Source organism: Streptomyces sp. C10-9-1 (assembly GCF_024497955.1).
Taxonomy (GTDB): Bacteria; Actinomycetota; Actinomycetes; order Streptomycetales; family Streptomycetaceae; genus Streptomyces; species Streptomyces sanyensis.
The window spans coordinates 28,804-42,112 of the sequence record NZ_JANHKP010000023.1 but is presented as its reverse complement, the minus strand read 5'-3'; the positions used below and the strand labels follow the sequence as shown (position 1 = coordinate 42,112).

The 13,309-nt window shown below is 74.2% G+C and carries 11 protein-coding genes; 8 read left to right on the top strand and 3 right to left on the bottom strand.

Annotation, left to right across the window (positions count from 1 at the left end; translation table 11 throughout):
• Positions 1 to 2: 2 nt before the first annotated feature.
• The gene (locus tag NPS70_RS26700) at positions 3 to 992 is read right to left on the bottom strand and encodes an ATP-binding cassette domain-containing protein (protein ID WP_256527000.1); all 990 of its coding nucleotides are present in this window, start codon (positions 990 to 992) and stop codon (positions 3 to 5) included.
• 320 nt (positions 993 to 1,312) lie between these two features.
• Between NPS70_RS26700 and NPS70_RS26695 the strand changes: the two genes are divergently transcribed.
• Positions 1,313 to 2,917: an FAD-binding oxidoreductase gene (locus tag NPS70_RS26695; RefSeq protein WP_256526999.1), complete on the top strand. Its 1,605-nt coding sequence runs from the start codon at positions 1,313 to 1,315 to the stop codon at positions 2,915 to 2,917.
• A 123-nt stretch (positions 2,918 to 3,040) separates the two neighbouring features.
• Complete coding sequence (locus NPS70_RS26690) at positions 3,041 to 3,991, top strand: aromatase/cyclase (protein ID WP_256526998.1); 951 nt, start codon at positions 3,041 to 3,043, stop codon at positions 3,989 to 3,991.
• Between the two features lie 84 nt (positions 3,992 to 4,075).
• Here NPS70_RS26690 and NPS70_RS26685 read toward each other — a convergent pair whose 3' ends face one another.
• Together NPS70_RS26685 and NPS70_RS26680 are read right to left on the bottom strand one after the other, a co-directional pair.
• Positions 4,076 to 5,299, bottom strand: a complete 1,224-nt coding sequence (locus NPS70_RS26685; RefSeq protein WP_256526997.1) for an acyl-CoA dehydrogenase family protein — start codon at positions 5,297 to 5,299, stop codon at positions 4,076 to 4,078.
• A 118-nt stretch (positions 5,300 to 5,417) separates the two neighbouring features.
• On the bottom strand, positions 5,418 to 6,158 hold the full coding sequence (locus NPS70_RS26680) for an NAD(P)-dependent oxidoreductase (RefSeq protein WP_256526996.1): 741 nt from the start codon (positions 6,156 to 6,158) through the stop codon (positions 5,418 to 5,420).
• A 120-nt stretch (positions 6,159 to 6,278) separates the two neighbouring features.
• On the opposite strand from NPS70_RS26680, the gene NPS70_RS26675 reads away from it, so the two are divergent.
• Genes NPS70_RS26675 through NPS70_RS26650 form a run of 6 tightly spaced genes read left to right on the top strand, consistent with a single transcriptional unit; the run spans position 6,279 to position 13,287 of the window.
• Entirely contained in the window at positions 6,279 to 7,649 is a 1,371-nt protein-coding gene (locus NPS70_RS26675) for a P450-derived glycosyltransferase activator (RefSeq protein WP_256526995.1), read from the top strand.
• A gap of 37 nt (positions 7,650 to 7,686) precedes the next feature.
• Positions 7,687 to 8,898, top strand: coding sequence for a class I SAM-dependent methyltransferase (locus tag NPS70_RS26670; RefSeq protein WP_256526994.1), 1,212 nt, complete (start codon positions 7,687 to 7,689; stop codon positions 8,896 to 8,898).
• A 54-nt stretch (positions 8,899 to 8,952) separates the two neighbouring features.
• The gene (locus tag NPS70_RS26665) at positions 8,953 to 9,567 is read left to right on the top strand and encodes a dTDP-4-dehydrorhamnose 3,5-epimerase family protein (RefSeq protein WP_256526993.1); all 615 of its coding nucleotides are present in this window, start codon (positions 8,953 to 8,955) and stop codon (positions 9,565 to 9,567) included.
• Positions 9,564 to 10,511 carry an NAD(P)-dependent oxidoreductase gene (locus tag NPS70_RS26660; protein ID WP_305886402.1) on the top strand — a complete coding sequence of 316 codons (948 nt, stop codon included), beginning with the start codon at positions 9,564 to 9,566 and terminating at the stop codon, positions 10,509 to 10,511. Before NPS70_RS26665 ends, NPS70_RS26660 begins: the two co-directional genes overlap by 4 nt.
• On the top strand, positions 10,508 to 12,010 hold the full coding sequence (locus NPS70_RS26655) for an NDP-hexose 2,3-dehydratase family protein (RefSeq protein WP_256526991.1): 1,503 nt from the start codon (positions 10,508 to 10,510) through the stop codon (positions 12,008 to 12,010). The genes NPS70_RS26660 and NPS70_RS26655 overlap by 4 nt, the downstream gene beginning before the upstream one ends.
• The gene (locus NPS70_RS26650; RefSeq protein WP_256526990.1) at positions 12,007 to 13,287 is read left to right on the top strand and encodes a class I SAM-dependent methyltransferase; all 1,281 of its coding nucleotides are present in this window, start codon (positions 12,007 to 12,009) and stop codon (positions 13,285 to 13,287) included. The genes NPS70_RS26655 and NPS70_RS26650 overlap by 4 nt, the downstream gene beginning before the upstream one ends.
• Positions 13,288 to 13,309 lie beyond the last annotated feature (22 nt).

Genomic DNA, 13,309 nt, shown 5'->3' with positions numbered 1-13,309 from the left:
GGTCAGGCTCCGTCGTGCGTGGTGGTCGGGGCGGTGGCGTCGGAACTCTCCCGCAGGGTGCGGCCGGTGAGGGTGAGGAAGACGTCGTCGAGGGTGGGGCGGGCGAGCCGGGCGCTGAGCGCGCGCACCCCGGCCGCCTCCAGGTTTCTCAGCAGGAGCGGGAGCCGGGTGTCGCCGTGCGGGGCGCGCACCCGCACCTCGGTCCCGTCGGCCGTCACCTCGTGCACGGCGGGCAGTGCACGGGCCACCGCGACGGCCCGGTCCGCGTCGGCGCGGTCGGCGGTCCCCACGGTGATGCGGTCTCCGGCCAGGTCGGCCTTGAGCTGCTCGGGGGAGCCGTCGGCGATCACGCGGCCGTGGTCCACCACCATCACCCGTTCGGCCCAGAGGTCGGCCTCTTCGAGGTAGTGGGTGGTGAAGACGACCGTGGTGCCGAGCTCCTTGCGCAGCCGCAGCACGTGCTCCCAGATGTTGGCGCGGCTGTGCGGGTCGAGTCCGGTGGTGGGCTCGTCGAGGAAGAGCAGTTCCGGCTCGTGGACCAGGGCCATCGCGATGTCCAGGCGGCGCCGCTGACCGCCCGACAGGGTCCCGACGGTCCGCGTGGCCATGCCCTCCAGTTCGAGTGCGGTGAGCAGGAGTTCGGTCCGGGCGCGGGACTCCGCGTGGCCGAGGCCGTAGGCGCGGCCCTGGGTGACGAGTTCGTCGGTGACCCGGAAGTTGCTGCCGGCGCTGTTGCCCTGGCCGAGGTAGCCGATGCGGTGGCGTACGGCGGCGGGATCGGCGACGACGTCGTGTCCGGCGACGACGGCGGTGCCCGAGGACGGCGGGAGCAGGGTGGTCAGCATCCGCAGACTGGTCGTCTTGCCGGCGCCGTTCGGGCCGAGGAAGGCGACCACGGAGCCGGCGTCGATGTCGAGGTCGAGGCCGCGTACGGCCTCGACGGTCTCGCCCTTGGCGCGGAAGCTGCGGGTGAGCCCGCGGGTGTGGATCATGCGTCCTCCCCTAGGGGGTTCATGGAGGGGTGTCACGGGGTTTCGGGCTGCGCGGGGACCGGCCGGCTCGGTCCGGGGCAGGGTGGGGGAAGGTCAGATGCTCTGGGCTCTTGACTTCTTCGAGCTTAGAAGCGTTAATGACGTCTTTGTCAGCCTCCCTGACGGTTTCGCCCGATCGTCGAGCGGCGCGTCGTGGCGCGTACCAGTCCCCTTCCACCGACCTGCCAGCGACGGCTTCCAGGCTGGCCGCCCACACGGCGAACGGCCTCGGGCCGGACGGGAAGGGCGGTGTCCTCTTGGCACGACTCACACGGAGACGGATGGTGGGGCTCTCGGTGGCCTCCGGGAGCGCCGCGTTCCTCGGCGGCCCGGCTGCCGCCTCCGGGCCGCCGGCCTCCGCACGGGCCGTCACCTGCCGACCGGTCCTGGGCCCGGTGGTGCTCGGGCCGGAGGATCCCCGGTACGTGGAGCTCACGACGCGCGGGTACAACGGCCGTTTCACGGGCGCACCGGACGTGGTGCACCTGGTCGGCTCGGCCGGGCAGGCGGTCCGCGCGGTGGAGGAGGCGGCCCGCGCGGGCGCCCGGGTCGCGGTCCGCAGCGGCGGGCACTGCTTCGAGGGCTTCGTGGACGACCCCGCCGTACGGGTCCTGATCGACGTCTCCGAGATGGCGGCCGTCACCTACGACCCGGAGCGGCGGGCCTTCGCCGTCGAGTCGGGCGCCACGCTCGGCCGCGTCTACCGGACCCTGTATCTCGGCTGGGGCGTGACCCTGCCGGGTGGGGGCTGTCCGTCGGTCGGGGTGGGCGGCCATGTCGCCGGCGGCGGCTACGGAGCTCTCTCCCGGCGCTACGGGCTGGTCGTCGACCACCTGTACGGGGTGGAGGTGGCCGTCGCGGACCGGTCCGGCCGGGGCCGCCTCGTGACGGCCACCCGGGACTCGACCGGCGCCGAGCGCGAGCTGTGGTGGGCCCACACCGGCGGTGGGGGAGGCAACTTCGGTGTCGTCACCCGCTATCTGTTCCGGTCGCCCGGAGCCGCCGGAGGCCCGGAAGGCCTGCTGCCCAGGCCGCCGGCCGCCGTGCGCTCGGTCTCCGTCGGCTGGCAGTGGCGGGACCTGGACCGGGCGGCCTTCACCCGGCTCCTGCGCGCCCACGGGGAGTGGCACCGGCGCCACGCCGGACTCGACTCGCCCTACGCGGAGCTGTCGAGCGGGCTCACCCTCGGCCACAGGACGAGCGGGCGGATCACGGCGGACGCCGCGCTCGACGCCGACCGCCCGGGGTCGAGGGAGCTCCTGGACGCCTTCGCCGCCGAGCTGACCGCGGCGGCCGGAGTCCCGCACACCGCGGCCACGTCGACGACACCGTGGCTGAAGTCGGTCCTCGGGGGCGTGCAATGGCCCGGCGGGGCCCGGTTCAAGTCCAAGTCCACGCTGCTGCGGAAACCCTGGAACGACCGGCAGATCGGCGTCCTCCACGACCATCTCGGCCGGGGCGGCGAGGAGTTCGCCACGGCAGCCGTCTACCTCACCTTCCTCGGCGGACGGATCAACGCGATCCACCCGGATGCCACCGCCATGCCCCACCGCGACTGCCTCTTCAGCGCCGTGCACGAGTCCCTGTGGGGAGAGGAGGAGCAGACCGAGCGCCAGATGGCCTGGGTCCGGGACCTCTACCGCGGCCTGCACGCCGACACCGGCGGCGTCCCGGTCCCGAACGCGGCCAACGGCGGCGCCTACGTCAACTACCCGGACACCGACCTCGCCGATCCGCGGTGGAACACCTCCGAAGTGCCCTGGAGCACCCTCTACCACCGCGGCCAGTACGAACGGCTGCGCCGGGTCAAGGAACGCTGGGACCCGCTGGACCTGTTCCGCCACGCCCTGGGCGTCCGCCCGCCGGGCCGACCGCCGTCCGGCTGAGCACCGGCCGGCCGCCCACCGCGCGGACCGGGCACGGGCCGTGCCGAGTTGTCGTCGAGTCCCCGGCGAGATCCGGGGCCGAAGCTGGCGCTGCTCACCCCGAGCGGAGCCGGACGGAGGACCATGTCACATCCCGGAACCCACCACACCGAGCACACGATCACGGTGGCCGCACCGGCGCGCCGCGTCTTCGACCTGATCGTCGACGTCGGCCGCTGGCCCGAGACCTTTCCGCCCACCGTGCACGTCGAACACGTCGAGCGGGGCGGAACGGAGGAACGCATCCGGATCTGGGCCACCGCCAACGGCGAGGTCAAGACCTGGACCTCGCGCCGGCTGCTGGACCGCGACCGGCTGCGCGTGCGCTTCCGGCAGGAGGTCTCGCAGCCCCCCGTCGCTGCCATGGGCGGCGAGTGGGTCGTCGAGGAGGTCTCCGCCACCGAGAGCCGGGTGCGGCTGCTCCACGACTTCCGCCCCGTCGGCGACGACCCCGGGAAGGCGGCCTGGATCGACCGGGCCGTCGAGCGCAACAGCGGCGCCGAACTGGCCGCGCTGCGCCACGCGGCGGAACGGGACGGAGGCCGCGCCGACCTTGTCCTGGCCTTCGAGGACACGGTCGAGCTCGCCGCCGGCGGCGCCAGGGACGCCTACGCCTTCGTCAACGAGGCGCACCTCTGGTCCGAGCGGCTTCCGCACGTGGTCGGCACCGTCCTGGTGGAGGACGTCCCCGGAGTGCAGACCCTGGAGATGGAGACCCGGTCACCGGACGGCGCCACCCACACCACGGACTCCGTCCGCATCTGCTTCCCCCACGACCGCATCGTCTACAAGCAGCTGCGCACCCCCGCGCTGATGACGGCCCACACCGGGCGGTGGCTGTTCCGGGAGGACGCTCGCGGAGCCCGGATCACCTCCGCCCACCTGGTGGTCCTCGACGAGGAGGCCGTCCCCGCCGTCCTCGGACCGGATGCCTCCCTCGCCGACGCCCGCGCGTTCGTGCGGAGTGCCCTGGGCCGCAACAGCACCACCACCATGGAGCACGCCGCTGCCCACGCCCGGGGCCGGAGCGCCTAGCGCCGCCGCGCTCCCGGAACCCGCCGGGCGCGGGGGAAGGGGGCCGGGTCTCCCCGCCCCCCTTCCCCCGCGCCCGGCCCCGCCTCACTCCTTCGCGCCGCCGAGCGCCGCCTCGGAGAGCCAGTCCACCGCGTCCGGGTAGGTGAACGGGTGCATGAACGCGCCCGCCCGGACGTCCCGGTAGAGCCGCGCCAGCGGATGGGACGCCGAGTAGGACGCGCCGCCGACCACCGACAGGCAGTCGGAGACGATCTCCGGGGCCAGCCGGTTCACCATCAGCTTGGCGCGCTGGAAGTCGAACATCATGCGCCGCCCGCGCTCCACCGGGTCGCCGGCGAAGTCGTACGCCAGGTGGTCCGCCACCGACAGCGTGCCGCCCACCGTCGTCCGCAGCCCGTGCAGCCGGGCCTCCGTCTCCGCCAGGAGCGTGCGCACCCCGGCCGAGGGCGCCCCGCCCCGGCGGGTGAGTTCGGCCACCACAAGGTCCCGGGCGGCCTGGGCCACCCCCACGTAGATCCCCAGCATGGTGATCGAACTGACGGTCTGCCCGGCCAGGGCCGCGTCGTCCAGCTCCCCGACGGGCCCGCGCAGGAACACGTCCCCCACCCCGACCGGGCAGTCCTCCAGCAGGACGTCCACGCTCCCGGAGGCCCTCATGCCGAGTCCGTCCCAGTTGTCGAGGACGGTCAGCCCCGGGGTCCGACGCGGCAGCACCGCGGCGGCCGACCGCGTCACCCCCGCCACCTCCACCCGGGCCGAGACGACGAAGTGGGTCGCGATCGGCGCCATGCTCGCCAGGGTCTTGCGCCCGGACAGCACCCAGCCGCCGTCCGGCGCCGGCCGCAGCCGGGTGACCACCCGGCCCCCGCCCGCGTCCTTCACCGTCGTGCACACCACCGCCTCCCCCGAGCCCATGCCCCGCAGCAGGCGCTCCGCCAGCGCCCGCGCCCGGTCGTCCCCGTACCGCCATTCGTGGGTGAGGGTCAGGCCCCGGCTGAGCTGCATGTGCAGTGCGAGCGCGGTGGACGCGTCCGCCTCGGCCACCGTCGTCAGGGCCAGGCAGACGTCGTGCAGGGAGGAGACGCCCAGTCCGCCGAGCTCCGCCGGCACCGTGGCCCCGAGCACGCCGCTCGCGCGCAGCCCCTCGAACACCTCGGCCGGGAAGGCGCCGTCCCGGTCGTGCCGCCGGGCCCCGTCCCGCACCGGCGGAAGGTACTCGGCCAGCAGATCGAGCAGCGCTCCGCCCGAGGACGTCCTCGGGTCGCGCAGATCCGCCGTGACCGCCCGGCCCCTGTGATGCGTCGCCATCGCGTTCCTCGCTTCCTTCGCTCGCCTCCGGTCGCCCGGTGCGATCGGGACGGTCCCGATGATGTCCACCACGGTTCGACGACCGTTGGAGAGCCACTGCCTCCTCGTCGCGGACCGGTCAGTCGCCCGTCTCCCGCAGGTAGCGGTCCAGGGCGCGCCGGTGGTACCCCGGCCCGAAGGCAGGGCCGCCCGGCACCAGACTGCGCAGCCTGGCCACCGACGGACAGTGCGAGAAGGCGCTCTCGCCCCCGTCCACCACCTCCTCCTCCACGGCCTCCAGCCCCAGCCGCAGCCTGAGGTGGGCGACGATCTCCCGGACGTCCACGCAGTCGCCGGAGGCCACGTTCACCGTCTCGTCACGGACCCCGGAGCCCAGCAGCCCGTCGACCAGCCCGACGAAGTCAGCCACGTGCAGCAGATCGCGCCGGGCCCCCGGGTGGACCCGGACCCGCCCCGAGCGCACCTGCGACACCAGCGAGGGCACCAGCCGGAACCCCGGCCCGTGCGGCCCCAGCACATAGGACAGGCGCAGCACCAGATGGCCCACCCCCGACTCCCGGACCACGGACTCCAGGGCGAACTTGTGCCGTCCGTAGCGGGTGGCCGGGACGATCGGATCGTCCTCACGGCCCCGGCAGCCCGGACCGCCGTACATGCTCGCGGTGGAGAAGAAGAGCAGCAGCTCGCCCCGGCGCCGGCACCGCGCCACCGTCTCCCGTACCAGCGCCGCCTCCCGCTCGTGCTCGGAGTCCGGTAGGTGCTGGCGCGGAACGCCGGCCGCCAGCACCGTCACACCGGGATGCGCGTCCCGCAACGGCCACAGGTGCCGGGCGATGAAACCCCTGCCGATGATGTCCATGACCGCGTCACCCTAGGGCGCCGGTGCCATGCGCTCCTCGTGGGCGACTCAACGGCCCCTTCGGCCGGGGCCAAAGGAAGTCGAGGGGGGGTCGAGGGCGCCTGCCTAGCGTCCTTTCCCATGGTGGCGAGCATGACCGACGGCGCGTTGGGGCGCGTCCTGCTGACCCTGCGCGGCGTCCAGTGGATCCTGGGCACCAAGGGCGACCCGTACGCGCTGCTGCTCCGCGCGACCGGAGACGACCGGGCCGAGACCGGCCGGCGCGTCCGCGCCCGCGGTTCCCTGTACTGGAGCAGCGCCGAGGCCTGGGTGACCGCCGACCACGCCGTGGTCCGCGCCGCTCTGGCCGACCGGCGCCTCACGCCGCGGCCCCCCGGGACCGCGGCCCCGGGCGGTGGGTCCCACGGCGGGCCGGACGGTGAACCGGCGCCCTGGGACGTGCCGGCCCTGCGTGAGGCCCTTCCGCTGGCCGAACTCCCCGCCGCGCTGGACCGGGAGGAGTACGAGCGGCTGCGGCTCCGGGCCGGCCCCGTGCTCGGCGAGCGGGCACTACGCCCCTGGCACGCGGCGGCCCTACGGGCCTACCGGAACCGGGCGTCCGCGGTGGGAGAGCGGTTCGACCTGGTGGACGACGTCATCCGGCCCGCGACGGTGGAGGCCGCGCGGACCCTGATCGGCGTGCCCGGGCACCGGGCCGCCCGCTTCGCGGAGCTGTCGGCGCAGACCGCCGGCGTCCTGGACGCGACGCTCTGCCCGCCGCGCCTGGACACGGCCCGCCGCTACCGCGCCGCGCTCCCCGAACTCCACGCGCTGCTCGCCGAGACGATCGCGGACGCCGCCGCCCCCGGTGCTTCCGGCACCTCCGGGGCGAACGGCGGGACCGTCCGCACCGGGCACGGCCGTGCCCGCCGGCTGGCGGACCTCCCGGCCCCCGGCGACCCGGCCGCAACCGCCGACGCACTGACCGTGTCCGCCCTGCTGGCCCTGGTCGGCGTCGAGGCCGCCACCACACTGATCGCCGACGCGACCGCCCTCCTCCTCGACCATCCCGACCAGTGGCGGGCGCTGCGGAGGGACCCCGGGCTCGCACCCGCCGTCGTCGCGGAGACCCTGCGGTACGCACCGCCCGTCCGCCTGCACCGCCTGTACGCGCGCCAGGACCTGGATGTCGCCGGGACCCCGGTGGCGGCCGGAGAGGAAGTGGTCCTGCTGGTCGGGGCGGCCCACCGCGACCCGCGCCGCCACCGCGATCCGGACCGCTTCGACATCCACCGGACCGACCGCGACCGCGGCCCCCTCCCGGACGACGGCCACCTCGGCGGCCTCGTCGGCGCGGCGTCGCGCCTGGCGGCCGACGCCGCCCTGCGGGCCCTCGCCGCGGACCTGCCCGAACTGGTCCGGACCGGCGCGGTGCTGCGCCGACTCCGCTCCCCGATCACCGGCGGCGTACTCCGCTTCCCCGTCGCCCGCCAAGGCAACGTCCGGCGGTAGTTCCCGACCCGGACCCTATGAACCCGAGGAAGGCCCCATGTGCCGTGTCTGTGGAGGACCCGTCCGTCAGTTCTTCGACTTCGGGCGCCAACCGCTCTCCGACGCGTTTGTGGACCCGGACCGCGTCGACGAGGAGTACTTCTACCGGCTCGCCGTCGGCATCTGCGAGTCCTGCGGCATGACCCAGCTCCTGGACGAGGTCGCCCGGGACCGGATGTTCCACGAGGCCTACCCGTACCACTCGTCCGGCTCGGTCCACATGCGCCGCCACTTCGAGCAGACGGCGGGCCGGCTCTCACGCGACCACCTGCGGGGCCCGGACCCCTTCGTGGTGGAGATCGGCTGCAACGACGGGGTGATGCTGCGCTCCCTGGCCAAGGAGGGCATCCGCCACCTCGGGGTCGAGCCCTCAGGCGGCGTCGCCGAACTCGCCCGCCAGCAGGGGGTGCGGGTCCGGACCGAGTTCTTCGAGGAGGCGTCGGCGGCCGAGATCCTGGCCGCCGAGGGTCCGGCCGACCTCGTCTACTCGGCGAACACCATCTGCCACATCCCCTACCTCGAATCCGTCTTCCGGGGCCTCGACACCCTGCTGGCCCCGGACGGCGCGTTCGTCTTCGAGGACCCCTACCTCGGCGACATCCTCGAACGGACCTCCTTCGACCAGATCTACGACGAGCACTTCTACTTCTTCACCGTGGGCTCGGTACGCTCCGCCGCCGCGCGCTTCGGCTTCGAGGTGGTCGACGTCGAGCGGCTGCCGGTGCACGGCGGTGAGCTCCGCTACACGCTGAAGCGGGCCGGCCGCGGCAGCCCCGGCCCGGCCGTGGCCGCGCTGCTCGCCGAGGAGGACGGCAGGGGGCTCGGCACCCCCGAGGTCTTCGACGCCTTCGCCGCCGGGGTCGAGCGCGTCCGCAGCGAGCTGACCGGCCTCCTGAAGGAACTGCGTGCCGACGGCAAGCGTGTCGTCGGCTACGGCGCCACCGCCAAGAGCGCCACGGTCACCAACTTCTGCGGCATCGGCCCCGAGCTGATCGACTGGGTCTGCGACGTGACACCGGCCAAGCACGGGAAGCTCATGCCCGGCTCGCACATCCCGGTCCGCCCCACCGAGAGCCTTGCCGAGCCCTACCCGGACTACGTGCTGCTGTTCGCCTGGAACCACGCCGAGGAGATCATGGCCAAGGAGCGGCTGTTCCGCGAGTCCGGGGGGCGCTGGATCGCGTACGTGCCCGAGGTCCGCATCCTCTGACCGCAGAACGCCGCCGGCAACGCCGGCACCACCACCAGCAACGAGGACGGTGTCATGCAGTCGCGACAGCTCGCCGTGGACGGCGCGTTCGAGTTCCGCCCGAAGGTCTTCACCGACGAACGGGGGCTCTTCGTCTCCCCCTTTCAGGAGACCGCCGCCCGACAGGCCCTCGGCCACCCCCTGTTCCCCGTGGCCCAGACCAACCACAGCCGCTCCCGCCGCGGTTCGATCCGGGGCGCCCACTACACCCTCACTCCCCCGGGGATCGCCAAGTACGTCTACTGCGCCCGCGGCCGGGCGCTGGACATCGTCATCGACGTCCGGACCGGCTCGCCCACCTACGGCCGATCGGAGGCCGTGCTGCTCGATCAGGAGGACTTCCGGGCGGTCTACTTCCCGGTGGGCGTGGCGCACGCCTTCGTGGCGCTGGAGGGCGACACCGTGATGTCGTACATGCTCTCGGGCGAGTACGTGCCGGAGAACGAACTGGCCCTGTCCGTCTTCGACCCGGCCCTCGGGCTGCCGCTGCCGAAGCACCTCGACCCGGTCATGTCCGAACGCGACAGGGCCGCGCCGACCCTGGAGGCGGCCGAGAAGGCCGGCACGCTCCCGGAGTACCGCCGGTGCCTGGAGATCGAGCGGGCGCTGTGCGGCGGCCCGGCACGATGACCGCCGAACGCGGCCCCGCCGTGGCCGTGTTGGGGGCGACCGGCTGCGTGGGACGTGCGGTGACCGCCGCGTTCGCCCGGACCGGCCGCCCGGTCGTCGAAGTGGCGCGCCGCCGGCCCTCCGGCCGGGCCGGCCGCCGGTTCCTGGCCCTCGACGCGGCCGCGGCCGACCCCGCCGTGCTCGGCGGCCTGCTCGCCGAGGCCGGCGTGGACACGGTGGTCAACGCGGCCGGCGGCTGGGTCACCGGGGAGAAGGAGAACGAGCGCGCCCACGTCCTCCTCGTGCGGAACCTGATCGCCGCGCTCGCCCGGGCACCGAGTCCGCTCCGGCTGGTGCAGATCGGGTCCGTCCACGAGTACGGCCCGCTCCCCGCCGGCACGGCCGCCGACGAGGTGCGCGTGCCCCGCCCCGTCTCCGCCTACGCGCGCACCAAGCTCGCCGGCGGCGAGGCCGTGCTCCGGGCCACCCGCGAAGGACTGGTGGACGGGGTGGTGCTGCGCGCCGTCAACCTCTGCGGCCCGGACGCGACGGACGTCGGCTTCCTCGGCGCGGCCGTGCGCCGACTGCGTGCCGCCACGCCCGGCCGGCCTGCCGAGCTGACCGTCGCCGACGCCCGCCGGGACTTCCTCGACGTACGGGACCTGGCCGCCGCCGTCCTGACGGCCGCCACCGCGCCGGTGGCCGGACAGGTCATCAACGTGGGCCGCGGCGAGGCCGTACCCGTGTCCCACCTGCTCGACCTGCTCATCGCCGCGGCCGCCCCGCCGCCCGGAGCCGTCCGGCTGCGCACCGCCCCCGTCGACTCCCGGGGCGACGACTGGACCCTGGCCGACATCGGCCGCGCGGCCCTGCTCCTGGGCTGGCGGCCGGTGGTGGACCTGCCCGAATCGATCAAGGACATGTGGGACGCCTCCCGCGCGGACCACCCTGTGGAGCTGCCATGACCGAAGCCACCGCGCGCACGGCGCGCGTCCCGGGCGGCGCCGCCCCGCCGCGCGCCGCCACCCCGCTCCGCGTCGCCGCCTCGGCGGCCGCGCGTGAGGGCGGGCTCACCGCACACGCCACGTTCCACGACTGGTACGCAGAGGCCGGCGAGCGCGCCGTCACCCGGGTGGAACGGGTCCCCCTCGACGCCCTGGACGGCTGGGAGACCGATCCGGGCACCGGCAACCTGCGCCACCGCACCGGCGGGTTCTTCACCGTGGAGGGTCTGGACGTACGGATGCCGGCCGGTGCCGTGCCGGCCTGGAGCCAGCCCATCATCAACCAGCCCGAGGTCGGCGTCCTGGGCATCCTCGTCAAGGAGTTCGACGGGGTCCTGCACTGCCTGATGCAGGCCAAGGCCGAGCCCGGCAACGCCAACGGGGTGCAGATCTCCCCGACCGTGCAGGCCACCCGCAGCAACTACACCGGCGTCCACGGCGGTCGCCCGGTGCCCTATCTGGACCGGTTCCGGGACCCCGGCCCCCGCGGCCCGCTCGTCGACGTACGCCAGTCCGAACAGGGGTCGGCCTTCCACCACAAACGGAACCGGAACATGGTGGTCGAGGCCGACGGCGACGTGGAGGTCCGCGAGGACTTCCGCTGGCTGACCCTCGGACAGCTCCACCGGCTCCTCGCCGAGGACGACCTGGTCAACATGGACGCCCGTACCGTCCTGTCCTGCCTGCCCTTCGCCCACGGGGAGCTGGCCCGGGAGTGCGGTCCGCCCGCCGACGCGTTCCGGGCCGCCCTCTTCCGCTCGTGCGACCCCTCCGCCGAGGCCCGGCACTCCCTGGGCGCCGTCCTCAGCTGGATCACCGAGGCCCGCACCCGCACCGAGGTCCGCGCCCGCCGCGTCCCGCTGGCGGGCCTGCCCGGCTGGCACCGCACCCCCGAGCGGATCTCCCACACCACCGGCGCCTTCTTCGACGTCGTCGGACTGCACGTGGAGGCCCGCGGCCGGGAGGTGGCGCGCTGGTCCCAGCCGATGATCGAGCCGCACGGTACCGGCGTCGTCGCCTTCCTGACCCGGCCCATCGGCGGGGTGCTGCACGTGCTGATGCACGCCCGGGTCGAGGCGGGCTACATGGACGTCGTGGAACTGGCGCCCACCGTCCAGTGCACCCCCGCCTCCTACGAACACCTGCCGCGGCGTGCCCGACCGCGCTTCCTGGACGAGGTGGAGCACCCGGACCCCGCACGCGTCCGCTTCCACTCCGTCCTCTCGGAGGAGGGCGGACGCTTCCACCACGCGCGCAACCGCTACCTGATCGTCGACACCGACCTCGACGTCCCGCCCGACGACCCCGACTACCGGTGGATGACCGCGCACCAGCTCGTCGAGCTGCTGCGGCACAGCCACTACCTCAACATCCAGGCCCGCAGCCTGGTGGCCTGCCTGCAGAGCCTGCTGATGCCGGGGGGCCCGGCACCGACCGTGGAGAGGAAGGTCCGGACATGAACGCCGCAGCCGACCACGAGGAGCGCATACGGCCGGTCACCGGCTGCCGGGTCTGCGGCGCCTCCGACTGGCAGGAGGTGGTCTCCTTCGGCGACGTACCGCTGGCCAACGCCTTCCTGGCACCGGCCGCCTCCTACGAGGGCGAAGCCGCCTACCCGCTGGGCGTGCTCTCCTGCCGCTCCTGCCGGCTGATGAGCGTCACCCATGTCGTCGACCCCGAGCTGCTGTACCGGAGCTACAGCTACGTCACCTCCGACTCGGACACCATCACCCGGCACATGGAGTTCGTCGCCGCCACCTGCCGGGAGCGCGGCGGGCTGGCCCCCGGCGACCTCGTGGTGGAGTTCGGCAGCAACACCGGCCAGCAGCTCGGCGCCTTCGCCCGGAACGGTGCCCGCGTGCTCGGTGTCGACCCCGCCCGCAACCTGGCGGCCGTCGCCAACGAGCGGGGGACACCGACGCTCCCCGAGTTCTTCACCGCCGCCACCGCCGAGGCCGTCCACCGCACCCACGGCCTCGCCCGCCTCATCCTCGGCCGTCACGTCTTCGCCCACATCGACGACCTGTCCGGGGTCCTCGCGGGCGTGCACGCGCTGCTCGCTCCCGACGGGGTCCTCGCCATCGAGGTCCCCTACGCGGTGGACATGCTGGAGAAGCTCGCCTTCGACACCATCTACCACGAGCACCTGTCGTACTTCCTGGTGAGCACCCTGGACACGCTCTTCACCCGGCACGGACTGAGCCTCTTCGACGTGGAGCGGCTCCCGGTGCACGGCGGCTCGCTCCTGGTCCTCGTCGGCCGGCCCGAGGCCGGGCGGCCGGTCACCGGCACCGTCTCGACCCTGATCGAGGCGGAGCAGCGGGCCGAACTCGGCACCGACTCCGGCTACCGGGAGTTCGCCCGGGGCGTGCGGACCATCCGCGAGGAGCTTCCGGCGCTGGTCCGCTCCCTGGTGGCGGAGGGCAACCGGGTCGCCGGCTACGGGGCCTCGGCCAAGGGCACCACCATCCTCAACATCTGCGACCTGGGGCCGGACGAGGTGGCCTACTGCACCGACACCACCTCCCTGAAGCAGGGCAAGGTGCTGCCCGGGACGCACATCCCGGTGCGCAGCCCCGACGACGCCCGGGCCGACCCGCCCGACGTCTACCTGATGCTGGCGTGGAACTACGCGGAGGAGATCCTCCGCAAGGAGGCGGGCTTCCTGCGCGCCGGCGGCCGGTTCGTCCTCCCCTTCCCCAAACCGGGGGTCGTCTCGGCGGACTCCGTCCGCTGACGCAGGGCCCGGTCGGCCGACC